20 protein-coding genes and 1 pseudogene are annotated in these 18,786 nt (G+C 74.2%); 11 read left to right on the top strand and 10 right to left on the bottom strand.

The genetic code is table 11. The features are described 5' to 3' along the window. Nucleotide 1 precedes the first annotated feature (1 nt). Nucleotides 2–964: an ABC transporter permease gene (locus ACWXWW_RS01850; RefSeq protein ID WP_455968416.1), complete on the top strand. Its 963-nt coding sequence runs from the start codon at nucleotides 2–4 to the stop codon at nucleotides 962–964. Beyond that, nucleotides 961–2,610, top strand: coding sequence for an ABC transporter ATP-binding protein (locus ACWXWW_RS01845; RefSeq protein ID WP_455968415.1), 1,650 nt, complete (start codon nucleotides 961–963; stop codon nucleotides 2,608–2,610). The genes ACWXWW_RS01850 and ACWXWW_RS01845 overlap by 4 nt, the downstream gene beginning before the upstream one ends. 39 nt (nucleotides 2,611–2,649) lie before the next feature. Here ACWXWW_RS01845 and moaA read toward each other — a convergent pair whose 3' ends face one another. Beyond that, the gene (moaA, locus tag ACWXWW_RS01840) at nucleotides 2,650–3,666 is read right to left on the bottom strand and encodes a GTP 3',8-cyclase MoaA (protein ID WP_455968414.1); all 1,017 of its coding nucleotides are present in this window, start codon (nucleotides 3,664–3,666) and stop codon (nucleotides 2,650–2,652) included. A gap of 47 nt (nucleotides 3,667–3,713) precedes the next feature. Next, complete coding sequence (locus tag ACWXWW_RS01835; protein ID WP_455968412.1) at nucleotides 3,714–4,892, bottom strand: ATP-binding cassette domain-containing protein; 1,179 nt, start codon at nucleotides 4,890–4,892, stop codon at nucleotides 3,714–3,716. Nucleotides 4,893–4,988: 96 nt separating this feature from the next. Between ACWXWW_RS01835 and ACWXWW_RS01830 the strand changes: the two genes are divergently transcribed. Genes ACWXWW_RS01830 through ACWXWW_RS01815 form a run of 4 tightly spaced genes read left to right on the top strand, consistent with a single transcriptional unit; the run spans nucleotide 4,989 to nucleotide 8,078 of the window. After that, entirely contained in the window at nucleotides 4,989–6,134 is a 1,146-nt protein-coding gene (locus tag ACWXWW_RS01830; RefSeq protein ID WP_455968410.1) for a ThiF family adenylyltransferase, read from the top strand. Next, on the top strand, nucleotides 6,131–7,369 hold the full coding sequence (locus ACWXWW_RS01825; protein WP_455968408.1) for a molybdopterin molybdotransferase MoeA: 1,239 nt from the start codon (nucleotides 6,131–6,133) through the stop codon (nucleotides 7,367–7,369). Before ACWXWW_RS01830 ends, ACWXWW_RS01825 begins: the two co-directional genes overlap by 4 nt. After that, complete coding sequence (gene moaC / locus ACWXWW_RS01820) at nucleotides 7,366–7,848, top strand: cyclic pyranopterin monophosphate synthase MoaC (RefSeq protein WP_271171938.1); 483 nt, start codon at nucleotides 7,366–7,368, stop codon at nucleotides 7,846–7,848. Before ACWXWW_RS01825 ends, moaC begins: the two co-directional genes overlap by 4 nt. Then, nucleotides 7,845–8,078 (top strand): MoaD/ThiS family protein, encoded by a 234-nt coding sequence (locus ACWXWW_RS01815; protein WP_282977811.1) that lies wholly within the window; start codon nucleotides 7,845–7,847, stop codon nucleotides 8,076–8,078. Before moaC ends, ACWXWW_RS01815 begins: the two co-directional genes overlap by 4 nt. Before the next feature lie 3 nt (nucleotides 8,079–8,081). On the opposite strand, the gene ACWXWW_RS01810 is transcribed toward ACWXWW_RS01815, so the two are convergent. Then, nucleotides 8,082–8,519: a molybdenum cofactor biosynthesis protein MoaE gene (locus ACWXWW_RS01810; RefSeq protein WP_455968407.1), complete on the bottom strand. Its 438-nt coding sequence runs from the start codon at nucleotides 8,517–8,519 to the stop codon at nucleotides 8,082–8,084. Next, a complete protein-coding gene (locus tag ACWXWW_RS01805; protein WP_455968406.1) occupies nucleotides 8,516–9,010 on the bottom strand; it encodes a MogA/MoaB family molybdenum cofactor biosynthesis protein in 495 nt (164 codons plus the stop codon). Before ACWXWW_RS01805 ends, ACWXWW_RS01810 begins: the two co-directional genes overlap by 4 nt. Nucleotides 9,011–9,057: 47 nt before the next feature. Between ACWXWW_RS01805 and ACWXWW_RS01800 the strand changes: the two genes are divergently transcribed. The 4 genes from ACWXWW_RS01800 (at nucleotide 9,058) to ACWXWW_RS01785 (ending at nucleotide 13,090) form a co-directional block, all read left to right on the top strand. Continuing rightward, complete coding sequence (locus ACWXWW_RS01800) at nucleotides 9,058–9,780, top strand: NUDIX hydrolase (RefSeq protein WP_455968405.1); 723 nt, start codon at nucleotides 9,058–9,060, stop codon at nucleotides 9,778–9,780. A gap of 25 nt (nucleotides 9,781–9,805) precedes the next feature. Beyond that, nucleotides 9,806–10,639 carry a hypothetical protein gene (locus ACWXWW_RS01795; protein ID WP_455968403.1) on the top strand — a complete coding sequence of 278 codons (834 nt, stop codon included), beginning with the start codon at nucleotides 9,806–9,808 and terminating at the stop codon, nucleotides 10,637–10,639. A gap of 52 nt (nucleotides 10,640–10,691) precedes the next feature. Next, nucleotides 10,692–11,282 carry a DnaJ family domain-containing protein gene (locus ACWXWW_RS01790; RefSeq protein ID WP_455968401.1) on the top strand — a complete coding sequence of 197 codons (591 nt, stop codon included), beginning with the start codon at nucleotides 10,692–10,694 and terminating at the stop codon, nucleotides 11,280–11,282. A gap of 248 nt (nucleotides 11,283–11,530) precedes the next feature. Beyond that, nucleotides 11,531–13,090 carry a deoxyguanosinetriphosphate triphosphohydrolase family protein gene (locus ACWXWW_RS01785; protein ID WP_271171945.1) on the top strand — a complete coding sequence of 520 codons (1,560 nt, stop codon included), beginning with the start codon at nucleotides 11,531–11,533 and terminating at the stop codon, nucleotides 13,088–13,090. Here ACWXWW_RS01785 and ACWXWW_RS01780 read toward each other — a convergent pair. The 5 genes and pseudogenes from ACWXWW_RS01780 to ACWXWW_RS01760 form a co-directional block, all read right to left on the bottom strand. Next, nucleotides 13,044–13,451 (bottom strand): ribosomal maturation YjgA family protein, encoded by a 408-nt coding sequence (locus ACWXWW_RS01780; protein ID WP_271171946.1) that lies wholly within the window; start codon nucleotides 13,449–13,451, stop codon nucleotides 13,044–13,046. The two genes, ACWXWW_RS01785 and ACWXWW_RS01780, sit on opposite strands and share 47 nt — an antisense overlap. Nucleotides 13,452–13,458: 7 nt before the next feature. Next, nucleotides 13,459–14,052, bottom strand: a pseudogene (locus ACWXWW_RS01775) (SDR family oxidoreductase); the annotation flags it as partial. Nucleotides 14,053–14,160: 108 nt separating this feature from the next. After that, a complete protein-coding gene (locus ACWXWW_RS01770) occupies nucleotides 14,161–14,607 on the bottom strand; it encodes a hypothetical protein (protein ID WP_271171948.1) in 447 nt (148 codons plus the stop codon). 81 nt (nucleotides 14,608–14,688) lie between these two features. Beyond that, on the bottom strand, nucleotides 14,689–15,585 hold the full coding sequence (gene fdhD / locus ACWXWW_RS01765; RefSeq protein ID WP_271171949.1) for a formate dehydrogenase accessory sulfurtransferase FdhD: 897 nt from the start codon (nucleotides 15,583–15,585) through the stop codon (nucleotides 14,689–14,691). Between the two features lie 2 nt (nucleotides 15,586–15,587). Next, complete coding sequence (locus ACWXWW_RS01760; RefSeq protein ID WP_455968399.1) at nucleotides 15,588–17,891, bottom strand: FdhF/YdeP family oxidoreductase; 2,304 nt, start codon at nucleotides 17,889–17,891, stop codon at nucleotides 15,588–15,590. A gap of 110 nt (nucleotides 17,892–18,001) precedes the next feature. Between ACWXWW_RS01760 and ACWXWW_RS01755 the strand changes: the two genes are divergently transcribed. Then, nucleotides 18,002–18,343, top strand: coding sequence for a hypothetical protein (locus ACWXWW_RS01755; protein ID WP_455968398.1), 342 nt, complete (start codon nucleotides 18,002–18,004; stop codon nucleotides 18,341–18,343). A gap of 31 nt (nucleotides 18,344–18,374) precedes the next feature. Here the strand turns inward: ACWXWW_RS01755 and ACWXWW_RS01750 are convergent, their stop codons facing one another. Next, the gene (locus ACWXWW_RS01750) at nucleotides 18,375–18,785 is read right to left on the bottom strand and encodes a hypothetical protein (protein ID WP_282977824.1); all 411 of its coding nucleotides are present in this window, start codon (nucleotides 18,783–18,785) and stop codon (nucleotides 18,375–18,377) included. Nucleotide 18,786: the final 1 nt, after the last annotated feature.

Here is an 18,786-nt window from a genome sequence, read left to right as displayed (position 1 = left end):
CATGGCGAAGGCATCCCTCTTCGCGCGTCTCCCCGTCGTCCGCTCGTACCGGCAGTCGGTGGGTCTCCAGCGGGGCATGCTCACCGCGGGCCTCGCGATCTGCGCGGTGTTCCTCCTCACGGCGATCCTCGCGCCGGTTCTCGCCCCGTACGGCTTCTCGCAGCTGTCGGATGCCGGCGGCACCTTCGGCGCGCGACAGGCGCCGAGCGCGGAGCACGTCCTCGGAACGACCGCCGGCGGCTTCGATGTGCTGTCCCGCGTCATCTGGGGCACGCAGACCGCACTGTTCGCGATCGTCGTCTCGGTCGCGATGTCGATCTTCATCGGCATCCTGCTCGGCGTGGTCTCCGGCTATCTCGGCGGCTGGCTCGACCGCGTGCTCGTCGTGATCTGCGACGCGATCTACGCGTTCCCCACGCTCCTGCTCGCGATCGTCGCGGCGATCGTCATCTCGGGCGGTCAGTCGAGCCTCGTCGGCGGCGTCTTCGCCGCCGCCATCTCGATCACGGTCGTGTTCATCCCGCAGTACTTCCGGGTCGTCCGAGCGGAGACCGTGCGCATCAAGTCGGAGGCGTTCGTCGAGTCGGCGAAGGTCATCGGCGCGTCGCCCTGGCGGATCATGATGCGCCACGTGCTGCGCAACGCGACCCGCACGCTGCCGCTCATCTTCACGCTCAACGCGTCGGAGGCCATCCTCACGCTCGCGGGGCTGGGCTTCCTCGGGTTCGGCATCGAGCCGACAGCCGCGGCCGAGTGGGGCTACGACCTCAACCGCTCGATCGAGGACGTCACGAGCGGCGTGTGGTGGACATCGATCTTCCCCGGCGTCGCCATCGTGCTCGTGGTGCTCGGCATCACGCTCGTCGGCGAGAGCCTCAACGACCTCGCGGACCCGCGGCTGCGCACGCGCCGTGCGGTCGCGAAGAGGGCCGTCGTGGCGGCCGAAGGAGGAGTGAGCGCATGACGCAGGAGCAGTCCGCCGTCCGCATCCAGGGTCTCGACGTCACGTTCGCGACCGACGGCGGCGACGTCCACGCGGTGCACGGCATCGACCTCGACGTCCGCCCCGGCGAGGTGCTCGCCGTCGTCGGCGAGTCGGGCAGCGGCAAGACCGTCACGGCGCGCGCGATCCTCGGGCTCCTGCCCGAGACCGCGCGCGTCGACGGCGCCGTCGTGCTGTCGGGGCAGGATGTCGTCGCGCTGTCGCCCGATCGCCTGCGCGCGGTGCGCGGCACCGAGGCGGCGATGATCTTCCAGGAGCCGATGACCGCGCTCAATCCCGTCTTCACGGTGGGATGGCAGATCGCGGAGGGCATCAGGGCCCACGAGCGCATCGGGCGGAAGGAGGCGCGCGAGCGAGCCGTCGAGATCCTGCGCAAGGTCGGCATCCCCGACCCCGAGCGCCGCGTCGACGACTACCCTCACCAGTTCTCGGGCGGGCAGAAGCAGCGCATCGTGATCGCGCAGGCCCTCGTCCTGGGCCCGAAGGTGATCATCGCCGACGAGCCGACGACGGCTCTCGACGTGACCGTGCAGGCCGAGATCCTCGACCTCCTGCGCCGGGCCCGCGACGAGTTCGGCACCGCGATCGTCCTCATCACCCACAACATGGGGGTCGTGGCCGATCTCGCCGACCGGGTCGCCGTCATGTACCGCGGCGACATCGTCGAGACCGCGCGCGCGGTCGACCTGTTCGCCCGACCTCAGCACGCGTACACGCAGCGCCTGCTCGCGGCCGTGCCGCGGCTCGCCATCGCCGATCGCCCCTACACGGGCGACGCCGACGCCGAGCCCGTCGTCCGCGCCGAGGGACTCGAGATCGAGTACCCCGGACGCTTCGGGGCGCGCGGCTTCCGTGCGGTCGACGGCGTGAGCTTCGACATCCGCCCGGGTGAGGTCCTCGGGCTCGTCGGGGAGTCGGGCTCGGGCAAGACGACGATCGGCCGGGCGATGGCCGCGCTCGCTCCCGTCACGGGCGGCTCGCTGCGCGTGCTCGGGGCGGAGCTCAACGGCATCCGCGAACGGGACTTCCGGGCGCGTCGGCGGGAGATCGGCTTCGTCTTCCAGGACCCGGCGTCGAGCTTCAACCCGCTGCTCACGATCGGCGCCTGCGTCGCCGAGCCGCTGCGCGTGCACGGCGTCGGGCAGAGCGAGGCCGACGACCGCGTCGCCGAGCTGCTCGAGGCGGTGCACCTGCCACCCGAGGTCGCACGGCGGTTCCCCCACGAGCTCTCTGGCGGCCAGCGGCAGCGCGCGAGCCTCGCGCGGGCGCTCGTGCTCGAGCCCAAGCTCGTGATCGCCGACGAGCCGACGAGCGCGCTCGACGTCTCGGTCCAGGCGCGCGTGCTCGAGCTCTTCACGGAGCTGCAGGAGCGATTCGGCTTCGCTGCCCTGTTCATCACGCACGACCTCGCCGTGGTCGACCTGCTCGCGCATCGCGTCGTCGTGCTCCACAGGGGCCGCATCGCCGAGCAGGGCCGCACCGCCGACGTGCTGGGCGCGCCGCAGGATGCGTACACCCGCCGGCTCATCGCGTCGCTGCCCGTGCCCGACCCCGTCCTGCAGGCGCAGCGGCGCGCGGAGTGGGAGCGCGTCGCGGCAGCGGGCTGACCGCTCCCGGTCGCCGGGCTCCGGCTCGGCGACCGGGACTCAGCCGCCGATCGCGTTCATCCCGCGTGCGGGCTGCAGGAACGACGGATCGTCGATCGCGTGGCCGGGCAGCTTGCGGATGATGCAGCCGCGCAGCATCGCGTCGAGGTGCTGCTCCTCGACGCCCGGCGCGTGCCCTGCGCGCAGGATCGGCAGAAGGTCGAACTCGGTCGTCGAGAAGAGGCAGTTGCGCAGCTGGCCGTCGGCCGTGAGCCGCAGCCGGTCGCAGGTGCCGCAGAACGGCGCCGTGACCGAGGCGATGACGCCGACCGAGTGCGGCCCGCCGTCGAGGAGCCAGGTCTCCGCCGGAGCGCCCCCGCGCCCGGGCACGGGCGTGAGCTCCCACCGCGCGGACAGCGCGTCGAGGATCTCCTCGCGCGTGACCATCCGCTCGCGCGACCACGTGTGGCCCGCGTCGAGCGGCATCTGCTCGATGAACCGCATCTGCGCGCCGTGGCCGACCGCGAACGCGACGAGGTCGACGAGCTCGTCGACGTTGACGTCGCGCATCGCGACGGCGTTGAGCTTGAGCGGACGCAGCGGCGACGCCGCGGCCGCCGCGATCCCCTCGAGCACGTCGCCGAGGCGATCCCGGCGCGTGAGCTCCCGGAACCGCTCGCGGTCGAGCGTGTCGATCGAGATGTTCAGGCGGCTCAGCCCCGCCGCGACGAGACCGGGCAGGAACTCCAGGAGGCGGATGCCGTTCGTCGTCATCGCGATCTGCACGGGGCCATCCGGGCCTTCGAGCCGCGCGAGCCGCCGCACGACCTCGACGATGTCGGAGCGCAGCAGGGGCTCCCCGCCCGTGAGGCGGAACGTGGTGATGCCCGCGGCCGCGGCCACCGCCGCCACGCGCTCGATCTCGTCGAGGGAGAGGATGCTCGTGCGCGCGAGCCACTCGTTCCCCTGCTCGGGCATGCAGTACGTGCAGCGCAGCGAGCAGCGGTCGGTCAGCGAGATGCGCAGGTCCCGGTGGACACGGCCGTGCGTGTCGACGAGAGGCGGTGAGCTGCGCATCCGTCCAGCGTAGGCCCGCTGCGCCGCGCGGGGGCGCGCCGCAGCCGTCAGGCCGGCCGGACGTGGACGTCGGACGGGTCGACCGAGAGCCAGATCGGGTCGTCGCGCTGCAGGCGCAGCTCCGCGAGGCGAGCGGATGTCAGGTCGACCGCGATCTCGGGAGCGCTCGTGCGCACGCGGCCGCCCGCGGGCAGGGGCTCGATGCGCGCGACGCGCGAGAGCCAGCGGCCGGGCGACGCCGGGCTGTCCCCCGCCACGCGCACCGCACCGGTCCAGGTGCTCTCTGCCGTGTGCTCGACGCGGACCGACCGCATCGGGAAGATCGCCGCGGCCGGGGCGCCCTCGGCGACATGCGTGCGGTGGGACGACGCGAGACGCGGCCCGGGGCCGGATTCGCGCGGCGTCCAGTGGCCATCCGCGAACACGCCCTCGAGCCGGTTGAGCCCCGCGATCTCCGCGACGTAGGCGGTCGCGGGCGCCGCGAGCACGGCGGGGATCCGGTCCGACTGCGTCACGCGCCCCCGCTCGAGGACGACCATCCGCTGCGCGAGCGCGACGGCGTCGACGAGTTCGCGCGTGACGACGAGCGCGGTCGTCAGGGTCGCCGCGAGCTGCTCGCGGAGCATCTGGCGCACGTCGTCCGCCTCGCGCGCGTCGAGCCGCGCGAGCGGGTCATCGAGGAGGAGCACCCGCGGTGCCGCCGCAAGGGCGCGCGCCACCGCGACCCGCACCCGGCCGCCGGGCGAGAGCTCGCGCGGGTGATGGTCGCCCGCTCCGGGGAGCCCGACGTGCCACAGCCACTCGTCCGCCTCCTGGCGAGCGAGACCGCGCGGGACCCCCCGATGCCGCAGCCCGTCGGCGACGATGTCCCGGAGGCGGAGGTGCTCGGGCAGGTCCGGCGCGCCGGCGACGAGCGCGATGCCCCGCCGCGCGGGGCGGAGGTGCCGACGGCGGTCGATCCGGATGCCCGCATCGAGCTCGATCGAGCCGTCGGACAGGCGGATGGTCCCGGCGAGCGCGGCGAGGAGCGTCGAGGCGCCCGAGCCGCGGGGTCCCATCACCGCGACGATCTCGCCGTGGTGCAGCTCGATCCGCGCGTTGAGCGCGAGCGCGCGGCTACGGTCGACGCGCACATCCGCGCGGAGCACGGGCGGGCTCAGCCGCAGAGCGCCGGTGTCGACCGGCACGGTGTGCGCGCCCCTGCGCATCCGGACCGATTCCCCCATGAGCCCCCTCCCCTTTCCGATCCTGCCTCGGCGATGCCCGGAAGGGAATGGATCGCCCGAGAATCGCGGGCGACGCGGACGCCGTACCCTGATCCCATGCCGTTCCCGCCGCTCGTCGAGCCCGTCCCCGCGCTGAGCGCCGCCGAGCAGCGGCGCACGGCCCGCCACCGCTCGCTCGCTGCGCTCGGCGATGACGGGCAGCGCCGGCTCGCTGCGGGGCACGTCGCGATCGTCGGCGCGGGCGGGCTCGGCTCCCCGGCCGTGCTCGCCCTCGCCGCCGCCGGTGTCGGGACGCTCACGGTGATCGACGACGACGACGTGGAGCTGACCAACCTGCAGCGGCAGGTCATCCACCGCCTCTCCGACGTCGGGGCGCCGAAGGTCGACAGCGCCGTGCGCGTCGCGGGCGAGATCGCACCGGAGGTGCGGGTGCGGGCCGTCCGGGAGCGCCTCACGGACGACAGCGCGGCGCGCCTCCTCGAGGGCGCCGACGTCGTGCTCGACGGCTCCGACCTCTTCTCGACGCGCTCGGCCGTCGCGGCGGCCTGCGCGACATCGGGCACGCCGCTCGTCTGGGGCACCGTCCAGGAGACCGACGCGCAGCTCACGGTCTTCTGGTCGCGCCCTCCCGCGGGCGTCGCACCCGTCGTGCTCGACGACCTCTACCCGGCTGATCGCGTCGGCGAGCCGCCCACGTGCGCCGCCGTGGGCGTGCTCGGTCCCCTCTGCCTGCAGCTCGGAGCCCTCATGGCGACGCAGGCGATCGCGCTCCTCGCGGGCGTCGGCGACCCGCTCGTCGGCCGCCTGCTGCTCGTCGACGCGCTCGGCACGCGCTTCCGCGAGATCCCGCTGCGCGGCGCGGCGCAGTCGCGCGAGGGCGGGGCGACCAGCCGACCGCGCACGGTGACCGCGTCCGGCTCTCCCGCGCACCCGGTCGAGATCGTGCCGGTCGACGCCGCGGCTGCCGAGCTCGCGAGCCCCGCCGCCCCGATCGTGATCGACGTGCGCGAGGCCGAGGAGCTCGAGGCGGGCATCGTGCCCGGCTCGCGTCACATCCCCCTCGCCGACCTGCTCGACGCGCCCGAGCGCGTCGCCCGCGAGGTCGGCGACCGCCCCGTGCTCATCGTGTGCCAGATCGGGGGCCGAGCGCGGCGGGCGGCGACGGCCCTCGCCCCCTTCACGCGAGCGAGGGTGCTCGATGGCGGCTACGCGGCATGGCGCGAGAGGGAGGACGCGCGGTGAGCGGCCGCCTGCGCACCGTGGAGGAGCATCTCGCGGCCATCCTCGCGGAGGTCCGCGCCCTCGACCCGGTCGAGGTCCCGCTCGCCGCAGCGGGCGGGCGCGTGCTCGCCGAGGCGCTGCGGGCGCGCGTCGACATCCCGGTGTTCGACAACTCGGCGATGGACGGCTTCGCGGTCCGCTTCGACGACGTCGCCGAGGCGAGCCCGGGGCACGCCGTCACCCTGCGCGTCGTCGCCGATCTGCCCGCCGGCGACCCTGCCGACCCGGCGCTCGGCGCAGGGGAGGCCATCCGCATCATGACCGGGGCGTCCGTGCCCACGGCTGCCGACGCGATCGTGCCGTTCGAGGACACGCGCGACGGCCTCGCCGCGTCGCTCGGCGAGATCGCGGTGCTCCGTGCGCCGCACTGCCGGGGCGCTCACATCCGGAGACAGGGCGAGGACCTCTGCGCGGGCGACGAGGTGCTCCCGGCCGGGGTTGTGCTCACTCCCCATGCCCTCGGCGCCGCGGCCGCCGCCGGCATCGGCGGTGCGGTGCGGGTGCACCGCCGCCCTCGGGTCGTGGTCCTCTCCACCGGCAGCGAGCTCGTGCCGTCGGGCGAGCCCCTCGCCCGCGGTCAGATCCCCGAGTCCAACTCGACCCTGCTCGCGGGGCTCGCCGCCGCGGCAGGCGCCGAGATCGTGCGCGTGGCCGTGTCGTCCGACGACGAGCAGGCGTTCGGCGAGCTCCTGCACGCGGCACACGACGCGGATGCGGTGATCACCTCCGGTGGGGTCAGCGCGGGCGCGTACGAGGTCGTGAAGAACGCGCTCGCGGGGCAGGTCGCCTTCGTCAAGGTCGCGATGCAGCCCGGTAAGCCGCAGGCCTTCGGCCGTCTCGCCGACGGCCCGCTGCTGTTCGGCCTCCCGGGCAATCCCGTGAGCGCCGCGGTGTCGTTCGAGGTGTTCGTGCGCCCCGCGCTGCGCGCGATGCAGGGTATCCGAGACACCGCCCGCCCCGTCATCCGGCTGCCCGCCGCGGTCGGATGGCGCACGCCCGCCGGGCGACGCCAGTACCTGCCGACGATCGTGGACACATCGGACCCCGCGCGCTGGTCGGTGCGCCCGGCCGCACCGGGCGGATCGGGCTCTCATCTCGCGGGGAGCCTCGCGGCGGCGACGGCGTACGCGGTCGTTCCCGCGGAGGTCGACGCTGTCGCGGCGGGCGACCCCGTGGATGTCATGCTGTTGTCATGACCTTCACGCACCTGGATGCCGCGGGCCACGCCCGCATGGTCGACGTCACGGCGAAGCAGCCCACGGTCCGCTCCGCGACAGCGCGCGGCTTCGTGCGCTGCGCACGCGCGACGGCCGACGCCCTGCGCGACGGCGCCGTGCCGAAGGGCGACGTCCTGGCTGTCGCGCGCATCGCGGGGATCCAGGGAGCCAAGCGCTGCGCCGAGCTCCTGCCGCTCGCGCACGTGATCGGCGTGCACGGTGCACGCGTCGACCTCGCCGTGGAGGACGAGGGCGTCGCGATCGAGGCGGAGGTCCGCACCGCCGACCGGACGGGCGTCGAGATGGAGGCCCTCACGGCCGTGACGGTGGCGGCGCTCGCTGTCGTCGACATGATCAAGGGCATCGACCGATCCGCGGCGATCGAGAGCGCGCGCATCGTCGCGAAGTCCGGCGGGCGCTCCGGCGACTGGATCCGCGACGGCGAGGCGCCGGCATGACGCGTGTGCGCTACTTCGCCGCCGCCGAGGAGGCCGCGGGCGTCGCCGAGGAGGAGCGCACGGAGGCGACGCTCGACGCGCTCCGCGCGGCGCTCGTCGCCGACCACCCGGCCCTCGGGTCCGTGCTGCCGCGCTGCGCCGTCCTCGTCGACGGCGAGCGCCGCGACGACGACGCTCCGCTCGCGGGCGCCGTGCACGTGGACGTGCTGCCGCCGTTCGCGGGCGGGTGAGCCTCAGCCCCCGATGCCCTTCCAGGCGGCCGTGCCGTCGGCCTCGACCTGGCGCTTCCACACGGGGAGCTCGCGCTTGATGTCCTCGATGAGCTGACGGCACGCCGCGAACGCCTCGGCTCGGTGCGCCGACGCGGCCGCGATGACCACCGCCGCGTCGCCCACGCCCAGGTGCCCGACGCGGTGGCTCACGGCGACCGTCGCGCCGTGGTCAGTGGCGGCCCGCCCGGCGAGCGATGCGAGCACGCGCTCGGCGTCCGGATGCGCGGTGTACTCGAGCGCCACGACCGCTCCCCCGGCGTCCGGGTCGTGGTCGCGCACACGGCCGACGAACGACGTCTCCGCGCCCGCGCGCGGATCGTCGACGGCCGCGAGATGCGCGGCGACGTCGAGCGGCTCGGCGCTGATGCGCGCGATCGCGACCCGACCGGCGCCGGTCACGCGTGGTCTCCGCCGTCGAGCTGCGACACGACGTGCCCGGCGACCGAGAGCACGACCGGCATCCCACTGTCCACGGCTCGCGGCGCACCGGGCAGGTTCACGACGAGCGCCGACCCGGCGATGCCCGCGAGGCCGCGGGTCAGCATGCCGGCCGGCTTCTCCTGCGCGCCGCGACGGCGCAGCTCCTCGGCGATCCCGGGCACCTCCCGATCGAGCACCGCGCGCGTGCCCTCGGGCGTCCGATCGCGCGGCCCGACGCCCGTGCCGCCCGTCGTCACGACGAGGCGCGCGCCGTCTGCGACCGCCTGCCGCAGAGCCGCCGAGACGGAGGCCTCGCCGTCCGGGACGACCCGCGCGGGCTCGCACCGCCATCCCGCGGCACGCAGGGCGTCGACGGCCCGCGGGCCCGCGGCGTCCTCGCGCTCCCCCGCCGCCGAGCGGTCGCTCACGGTCACGACGACCGCGAGCGGCGGCGTCTTCTCGTCCGACATCACAGCGACCAGCCTAGGGCGCGATGCGGCGCGTTACGCTCGTGGCCATGTCGTCCGCGCACGCACAGCTCCCGGCGTCGACGGCGCGCGCGCAGCTCGAGGCACTCGCGGCCGACCCGGGGTTCGAAGGCCCGTGGGCGCGCGAACGGGCGCAGCTCATGGCGGGCGCCACTCGGCCCGCGGCCGTGCTCGTGCTGTTCGGCGTCCTGGACGCGCTCCCCGCATCCGCCGCGCACGATCGCTGCGCGGTCTCGAGCGACCTCGACGTGCTGCTGCTCGCGCGCGCGACCACCCTGCGCTCCCATGCAGGGCAGATCGCCTTCCCGGGCGGCCGCGTGGAGCCCGGCGACCGCGACATCGTCGCGGCGGCCCTGCGGGAGGCGCGCGAGGAGACGGGGCTCGACCCCGCCGGCGTCGACGTTCTCGGCGCGCTCCGCGAGATCCCCGTGCCGGTCTCGGGCCACCTCGTGACCCCGGTGCTCGCCTGGTGGCGGCGCCCCTCGCCTGTTCGCGCGGTCGACGCGGCCGAGTCGTCGTCCGTGTTCCGCGCTCCGGTCGCGGATCTCCTCGCGCCTGAGAACCGCCGCACCTCCGTCACCCGCCGCGGCGGGCGCGAGTGGCGCGGCCCCGCGTTCGTGCTCGCGGATCCGCGCACGCGCGAGGAGCGCGTCGTGTGGGGCTTCACGGCGGGTGTGCTCGACGCGATGTTCGATCGGCTCGGCTGGACCGAGCCGTGGGACGAGGGCCGGATCATCGACGTTCCGGTGTGACCCCGCGATCGGGGAGGATGGAGCGGTGACCCTCGGACTCCTCCTCGACGTCGACGGCCCGCTCGCGAGCACCGTCACCCGCACCCTGCGCGTGCCATCGATCGCGCCCGACCTCGTCGCCCTCGCGCATGCGGGTGCGCCCGTGGTGTTCAACACCGGGCGCTCGCACGCCTTCCTCGTGGAGCGGGTCATCCCGGCGCTCGCGGATGCGGGGCTCCGCGCCGACGCCCCGGTCTGGGGCGTCGGAGAGAAGGGCGCGACGTGGTTCGCGCTCGACGCGTCGGCCGAGACGCCGCGCGCCGGGCAGGTGCACGCCGACGAGGCGCTGCGGCCGCCGCAGGAGCTGCTCGACGCCATCCGCGCGCTCGCCGAGCGCGAGCGCGACCTCATGTTCTGGGACGACACCAAGCGGACGATGATCTCCGTCGAGCAGAACGTCGACACGGCCAACGCCGACTACCTCGCGGCGCAGCCCGCGTTCGTCGCGGCCTGCCAGGCCGTGATCGACGAGCTGGCGCTCGCCTCCGACTTCCACATCGTCCCGACGATCATCTCGGTCGACATCGAGCATGTGACGGCGGGCAAGGCCCTCGGCGCCGAGCGCGCGCTCGGCCTCATCGAGGAGCGGATGGCCGCGCCGCGCCGCTGGTTCACGGCGGGAGACTCCCCGAGCGACTACGACATGGCCGCCTGGCTGCACGCGCGGGGCGACGAGGTCGTGCACCTCGACGTGCGCCCTGCGGGCGGCGTCCCCGCTGTCGGGTTCGAGGTCATCCGCGACATCCCCACCGCGGAGCGCGCCGAGGACGACCTGACCGCCGCGCACCTCACGCGCCTGCGCGGCGACCTCGGCGCCTGACGGCCCCTCTGCCCCCCGCGCGACGTAGCCTGGTGACGCGGAGGTGATGGCGATGGCAGCACGCGAGCGCGAGCAGCCCGACGACCCGCGGCTCGCAGCCGCCCAGTATCGGATCGACCGCATCCGCGAGGAGCTCGGCGAGCCGGCGGATGAGGACGAGCGCCGCAGCACGGCCGGGGCCGCGACGGCGTCGGATCGGCACGCGTACGTCGAGATGGTCATCCAGCAGGCGATGCGCCGCGGCGAGTTCGACGACCTGCCGGGAGCGGGCCGCCCGATCGAGGGACTCGGGACGTCGCACGACCCGGACTGGTGGATCCGCCGCAAGATCGAGCGCGAGGGGCTCACCGGGATCGGCCCGCCCGCTCTCCAGCTGCGCACCGAGCATGCCGCATTGCACGAGACCCTCGACGGCTTCTCGCGCGAGGCCGACGTGCGCGCGCATCTCGACGACTTCAACCGCCGCGTCAGGCTCGCCCGCATGCAGCTGCTCGGCGGGCCTCCCGTCGTCACGCCCACGGTCGACATCGACGCCGAGGTCGCGGCGTGGGCGGAGCGCCGCGACGAGCGTCGTCGCGCCGCCGCGCGTCCGGCAGCCCCCGAGGAGCCCCCGCGCCGGGGCTTCCTCCGCCGTCGCCGCTGACGCGGTCCGTCGCGGCATGCGCCCTCGCGCCACAGGCAGGTCCCCTCGCGCAGCCGGATGTGCTTGCCGCAAGCGGCCGCCATCGGCCGTCCTGACCGGCCCTTCGCGGCAAGTGCCCTGGCACCACCCGACGTCCATCCACCCGAGCACCCCCGGCACGAACCCCCGCACGGGGGGCGCCCCCGCGCCGGGGCTTCCTCCGCCGTCGCCGCACCTGACTCCTCCTCCGGTCTCGTAGCATCGTCCCGATGACCGATGCACCTTCCGGCGGCCCCACGGCCGGCGCACACGACCCCCGCACCGCCCGGCGCGTGCCCGAGGCGCTCGACGCGTACCAGCAGCGCGAGCGGAACCCGGAGTACCGCGTCGACGTCGAGCGGATCCGCTTCTCGCCGTACTACTCGCGGCTGTCGGCCGTGACGCAGGTCATCGCGCAGGCCGGCGCCGGCCTCGCGGTGCACAACCGGCTCACGCACTCGGTCAAGGTTGCCGCCGTCGCCCGCGGCATCGCCGTGCAGCTCGCGAACGGCGAGCATGCGGCCCTCGTGGATCGGCTCGGCGGATGCGACCCCGTCGTGGTGCAGGCCGCCGCTGCGGCCCATGACCTCGGCCATCCGCCCTTCGGGCACCTCGGCGAGCAGACCCTCGACCGGCTCGCGAAGGACCGCTTCGGCCTCCGCGAGGGCTTCGAGGGCAACGCCCAGACGTTCCGCATCATCACGCGCCTCGACGAGTACGACCGCGCGGGCGCGGGGCTCAACCTCACGGCGGCCGTGCGCGCGGCCGTGCTGAAGTACCCGTGGCTGCGGGGCGAGGGCGACGACTGGTTCGGCCGCGACGAGGCTCCGCGCGGGATCACGCCCGCGAGCCCCGGCACGGGCGCGTACAAGTTCTCGGCCTTCGCGCTCGACGTGCACGAGATGCACGAGGCCCGCGCGGCGTACCCCGAGATCGCACCCCTCCAGCAGACCGTCGAGTGCTCGGTCATGGACATCGCCGACGACATCGCCTACTCGCTCCACGACCTCGACGACTTCTACCGTGCCGGTCTGCTCAACCAGTCCACGATCTCGGCCGAGTTCCGGGCATGGCGCCGTGAGCGCGCCGAGCTGCACGCCGCCGAGCAGGGCGATCTCGTCCTCTCCCAGCGTGCTCCGGGCCGCGCCCTCGAGCTCCTGTGGCGCCGTCTCGCCGCGAAGGATCCGTGGATCGCCGACGAGGACGCGTTCGCGGACGCGGTCGCGCGCGTGAACGACGAGGTCATCGACGGCCTGCTCGCGGTCCCCTTCGACGGCTCGATGCTGACCGAGCGCACGCTCTCGCAGTTCACGGCCGCGTGGATCGCGCGCCTGCAGCACTCGATCGCGGTCACCGCGACCCCGCCCATCCGCTCGGGTCACGTGAGCCTCGACCGCACCGCGTGGCACGAGGTCGCTGTGCTGAAGTTCCTGCACCAGCGGTTCATCCTCGAGCGGCCCGATCTCGCGCTGTACCAGCGCGGACAGGCGAGCGTGCTCGAGCGGCTCGTCGACGGCTTCGCCGCGTGGCTCGACGATCCGCGCGACGTGCGCCGGGCGCCGCGCCGTCTGCTCGATCTCGTCGATCTCGCGGCAGAGGACTACGCGCGGGTGCGCCGCGAGGCGCCGGAGCTCGCCGACGCGTCGGATGGCGCCGAGCTCCGGCGGCGCGCCACCGGGCGCGGGATCGTCGACTACGTCGCGTCGCTCACCGACGCCCAGGCCATGCACATCGACGCGCTCATCAACGGCTCCCCCGAGCGCCTGTGGGACGCCGGCCAGGGGCTCTGAGCGCCCGCAGCGCGGCGTCCGCGCCCGCGGCGATCGCGACGCCGGCCGCATACCAGGCGAGGTCTGCGGCCGAGAACACCGTGCCGAGCACGAGCAGGAGGGGCGGGAAGGCCGCGCCCCAGCGCGCGGGGAGCCCGGTCAGCTGCAGCAGTTCGACGGCCGTGCACCAGGCGAGAGCCGCTGCCGCGACGACGAGCAGGCGCGCACGGGGAGCCGCGAACGCCGCGAGCAGGTACACGAGCACCGCGTAGAGCGCGTCGCCCGCCGCGTCGGACGCGGCGGTCTCGGGCAGAGCCGTGTGGACGAGGAGCCCCGCCGCGACCGTGAGCGCCCCCGCGACGGCGAGCGCGACGCGCCTCACCGCGCCGCGAGCGCCCCGCCGTCGCGTCATCGCTCAGCACGGCCGCGGCGACCGCCGCGACGTCGCCTCGCGTCACGCGCCCCGTGCCCGGCTCCGCCGTCTCGATGAGACCGGTCGGCTCGTCGAGCGTGAGGGGCCCCGGCTGGAGGATCGTGTACGCGAGCCCGCTCGCGCGCAGATGCTCGTCGGCGGCGGCCTTCGACTCCGCATACGCGAAGAACGGCTCGTCGCGCGGAACGCCGTGATCGGGTCGTGAGCCGAGATACGACACCATGACGTAGCGGTCGACGCCCGCCGCACGTGCGGCGTCCATCGAGCGGATGGCCGCGTCGCGGTCCACGGCGTAGGTCCGGGCCGGATTCCCGCCGCCGGCTCCCGCCGACCACACGATCGCGTCGTGGCCGCGCACGAGCTGCGCGAGCGCATCGACGTCGAGCGTCTCGACGTCGGCCACGCGGGGCTCCGCGCCGGTCGCTGCGACCTCGTCGGCGTGCGCGGGATTGCGGATCACGCTCGTCACCTCGTCTCCGCGGCCCGCGAGGAGCGGCGCCAGCAGGAGCGCGACCTTGCCGTGCCCTCCGAAGATCAGGATGCGGGCCATGGGATCCCCTTCCGTTCGCGTCCTCCCACCCTACGGTCGCGCGCGGCCACAGGCGCGGAGACGCCGAGAGCCCGTGCCGGTCGGCACGGGCTCTCGCGAAGCGGCGGCTCAGGCGCCGCAGAGCTCGGTGAGCTCGGACTGCGCCTCGGTGAGCGCGGTCGACGCGGCCGTCATGTCCTCGCTCACCTTGGTCATCGCCTCGGTGTCGGTCATGTCGAGCTCGCCCATGCCCTCGATCTGCGTCGTGAGGTCGCCGAAGGCGCCCGCGAACTTCTCGTAGACCGGGGCGACCTCCTCGTTGGTGACCTTCTCGCCGATCGCGGCGACCTCGTCGTTGATGGCCGAGACCTGCTCGCTGAGCGCCTCGGTGTCGCCGCTCGTCATCGCGGTGGAGAGCTCGCTCATGCTCGAGTTCATGTCCGAGGTGCCCGAGGTGATGAGCTCGCACGCGTCGGCGACCGACTGCCCGCCGGCGCCGCAGGCGGCCAGGCCGGGAAGGAGGGCGAGCGCGGCGGCTGCGGCGAGGACGGTCTTGGTGGTGCGGCGGATGGCCATGAGTGCTCCTGTCGTCGTGTGCGGCGAGCCGCGCAGACGACACCACGCCGAGCACGATGCCGGCGACCCCCGCGATCGACCCTATCGGACGCGGTCGGCGCCGCGGGAGTCGCCCGGACGCCCGGGCGTGGGGACAACTCCCCCGTCGAGATCGACGCGCTCGGCCCCTGCGTAGACGTTCATCGTGTCGCCTCGGAGGAACCCGACGAGCCCGATGCCCCGGCTCGCGGCGAGCTCGACCGCGAGCGACGACGGCGCCGACACGGCCGCGAGCAGCGGGACGCCGGCCATCGCGGCCTTCTGCACGAGCTCGAAGCTCGCGCGCCCCGACACCATGAGCACGGTGCCGCGCAGCGGCAGCATCCCCCGCGCGAGCGCCCATCCGACGACCTTGTCGACCGCGTTGTGGCGCCCCACGTCCTCGCGCACGACGAGGGGCTCGCCGCCCTCGGCGGGGAACAGCGCCGCCGCGTGCAGGCCGCCTGTCCGGTCGAAGAGCGCCTGCGCGGATCGGAGGCGGTCGGGCAGGGTCGCGAGAACCGGTGCCGCGACGCGCGTCGGGTCCGAGCGGATGTCGAACGCCGACACGGTCTCGACGGCCTCGATCGAGGCCTTGCCGCACACGCCGCACGAGCTCGTCGTGTAGAAGCCGCGTGCGACGGGAGGACGGTTCCCGGGCGCGAGGGCGACATCGAGCACGTTGTAGGTGTTCTCGGTGCCCCCGGTCCCTGGCCCTCCGCAGTGGATGGCCGCGCGCACGTCGTCCTGCGCATGCACGGCCCCCTCCGAGACGAGGAAGCCGGAGGCGAGCTCGACATCATGGCCCGGGGTCCGCATCGTGACGGCGACCGGCTCGCCCGCGACGCGGATCTCGAGGGGCTCCTCGACGGCGAGCGCGTCGGGTCGTCGCGCGGCCGACGCGCCGTCGTCCCCGAGACGGACGCGGACGACCGGGCGGTGCGCCGTGAGGCGGCCCATGCTCAGCGCGCCTCGAGCCGCACGACGACGGCCTTCGACGTGGGGGTCCCGCTCGTGTCGGCGACCGAGTCGAGCGGCACGAGGACGTTCGTCTCGGGGTAGTACGCGGCCGCATTGCCGCGCGGCGTGTCGTAGGCGACGAGCCGGAACGCCTCGGCGCGACGCTCCTCGCGGCCGAGCGGGCCATCCCACTCCGAGACGAGATCGACGATGTCTCCCTCCGCGAACCCGAGCGCGCGGATGTCGTCGGCGTGCGCGAAGACGACGCGACGCCCGCCGCGGATGCCGCGATAGCGGTCGTCGTGGCCGTAGACCGTGGTGTTGTACTGATCGTGCGAGCGGAGGGTCTGCAGCAGCAGCCGCCCCTCCGGGATGCGCGGGTGCTCGAGCGCATTCGCCGTGAACACCGCCCGCCCCGTCGGGGTGTCGAAGCGGCGCGCGTCGCGCGGCCCGTTCGGCAGCAGGAAGGTGCGGCCCATCTCGATGCGGCGCTCGTAGTCGTCGAACCCGGGCACGACGCGCGCGATGTGCGCGCGCACGCGCGCGTAGTCGTCCTCGAGCGCGCGCCAGTCGGCACGAGGCGCGTTCGGCCGGTCCGCGAACACGCGCTCCGCGAGGCGCGCGATGATCGCGACCTCGCTGAGCAGGTCGCCGCTCGGCGGGGCCAGGCGTCCGCGCGAGGCGTGCACAGCGCCCATCGAGTCCTCGACGGTCACGCGCTGCTCGCCGCGCCCGCGGCGGTCGCGGTCGGTGCGGCCGAGCGTCGGCAGGATGACTGCACGGCGGCCGTGCACGACGTGCGACCGGTTGAGCTTGGTGGACACGTGCACGGTGAGGTCGACGCGCGACATCGCCGCCTCGACGACGGCGGTGTCGGGCGTCGCCGAGACGAAGTTGCCGCCCATCCCGAGGAACACCCGCACGCGTCCGTCCCGCATCGCGCGGATCGCCGCCACCGTGTCGTGCCCGTGCGCGCGCGGGGCGCGGAACCCGAACTCGGCGTCGAGCGCCGCGAGGAACGTCTCGGACGGCTTCTCGTAGATGCCCATCGTCCGGTCGCCCTGCACGTTCGAGTGGCCGCGCACGGGGCAGACGCCCGCTCCGGGACGCCCGATGTCGCCGCGCAGGAGCAGCACGTTGACGACGTCGCGCAGCGTCGCGACGGAGTGCTTGTGCTGCGTGAGGCCCATCGCCCAGCAGACGATCGTGCCGCGCGAGCGCCGCACGCGCTCCGCCGTCGCCCGGATCGTCCGCTCGTCGAGCCCCGTCGCCTCCTCGATCTGCGGCCAGCCGACCTCCGCGACCGCCGCGGCGTACGCGTCGAAGCCCGTGGTGAAGCCCTCGATGAAGGCCCGGTCGAGGACGCCGCCCTCCTCCGCCTCGCGCTCGAGCAGGTGCTTGCCGATGCCCTGGAACAGCGCCTGGTCGCCGCCGAGCCGGATCTGCAGGAACTCGTCGGCGATGCGCGTGCCGCCGAGCACGAGCCCGTGCGGGGTCTGCGGATTGCGGAACCGGATGAGCCCGGCCTCGGGCAGCGGGTTGACGGCGATGATCGTCGCGCCGCGCCGCTTCGCCTTCTCGAGGGCCGACAGCATCCGGGGGTGGTTCGTGCCGGGGTTCTGCCCCGCCACGATGAGCAGGTCGGCCTCGTGGATGTCCTCGATCGAGACGGTCCCCTTGCCGATGCCGATCGTCTCCGTGAGCGCCGACCCGCTGGACTCGTGGCACATGTTCGAGCAGTCGGGGAGGTTGTTCGTGCCGAGCCCCCGCACGAGCAGCTGATAGAGGAAGGCCGCCTCGTTCGATGTGCGCCCCGAGGTGTAGAAGACCGCCTCGTCCGGGTCGTCCAGGCCTGCCAGCGCGCCCGCGACGAGATCGAGGGCCTCCTCCCACCCCGCCTCCCGGTAGTGCGTCGCGCCCTCGTCGAGCACCATCGGGGTCGTCAGGCGGCCCTGCTGGCCGAGCCACCAGTCATCGTGGCCGCGGAGCTCGTCGACCGAGTGCGCGGCGAAGAACGACGGCTCGATGCGGCGCAGCGTCGCCTCCTCGGCCACCGCCTTCGCGCCGTTCTCGCAGAACTCCGCGACATGGCGCCTGTCCTCCTCTGGCCATGCGCAGCCGGGGCAGTCGAAGCCGTCCTTCTGATTCACGCGCAGGAGCGTCCGCGCGCTCCGGACGACGCCCATCTGCTCGAGCGACGTCTTCATCGCGTGGTACACGCCCGGCACGCCGACCGCGGAGGTCTCCCGCTCCCCGACGACCAGCCGCGTCTCGTCGATGTCCGCCCGGGGTGCCCTCTTCGCCATTCCGCCATGCTACGGCGGGTTTCCCTGCGTTACACGGCGGCGTGACGGGCGCGGCGAGGGACCGTACCGTGGTCGAAACGCCCGACCGCACCCGTCGACAGGAGCATCCCGTGACCAGCCCCCTCAGCGTCTCCGCCGAGCACACCGTCGTGTGCCTGCACGAGGCCGGCGCCCTCTGCGCCGAGGTCGGACCGGGTCACGACATGCACCTCATCCAGCGGCGCATCGTCGCCGCGACCCCGAGCCGCTGGATCGACGCGATCGCGGGCGCCGTGGACGCCGACGGATGGCTCGAGCTGCGCGATCTCGAGGGTCGCGCGCTGACGCGCGTGTGGCACCACGCGCCGCTGGCGTCGATCGTGGCGCCCGGCGAGCCCGTCGCCCTGCACGCCGGCTACCACGTGCTCTCGGCAGCGGGCAGGTGGCTGAACGTGCGCGACGAGCGCGGCTGAGCCGCGCCCGTCGCATCCGGCCCGCCGCGCCTCACATCGAGGCCGAGCTCATGCTCTTCATCATGGCGTCGCACGCGTTCGCGCAGTCCATGCACGCCTGAGCGCACATCCGCATCGCCTCGCTCGTCTCGGCGTGCTTCATGCACTCGTCGTAGCACGCCATCGCCATGGTCTTCATCGCCTCGTGCATGGCCATCATCGCGCCCATGTGCATGCCCATGGGGCGGAGCATCATGCGCATCATCGTGTGGCACATGTCGGCGCAGCTCATGCACATGCTGCGGCACATCGACATCTCGGCGCCCGACTCCATGTCGGCGGCCATCGTGCACGCCTGCTCGCACGCCATGCACGCCTCCATGCAGGCCTGCATGACGTCGTGGTCCATCGGCATCATCGTGTCCGAATCGGCCATCATGTCGGTCATGGTCTTCATGTCCATG

The organism is Microbacterium sp. KNMS (assembly GCF_053851835.1).
This window is presented reverse-complemented; position numbering and strand designations above follow the sequence as displayed.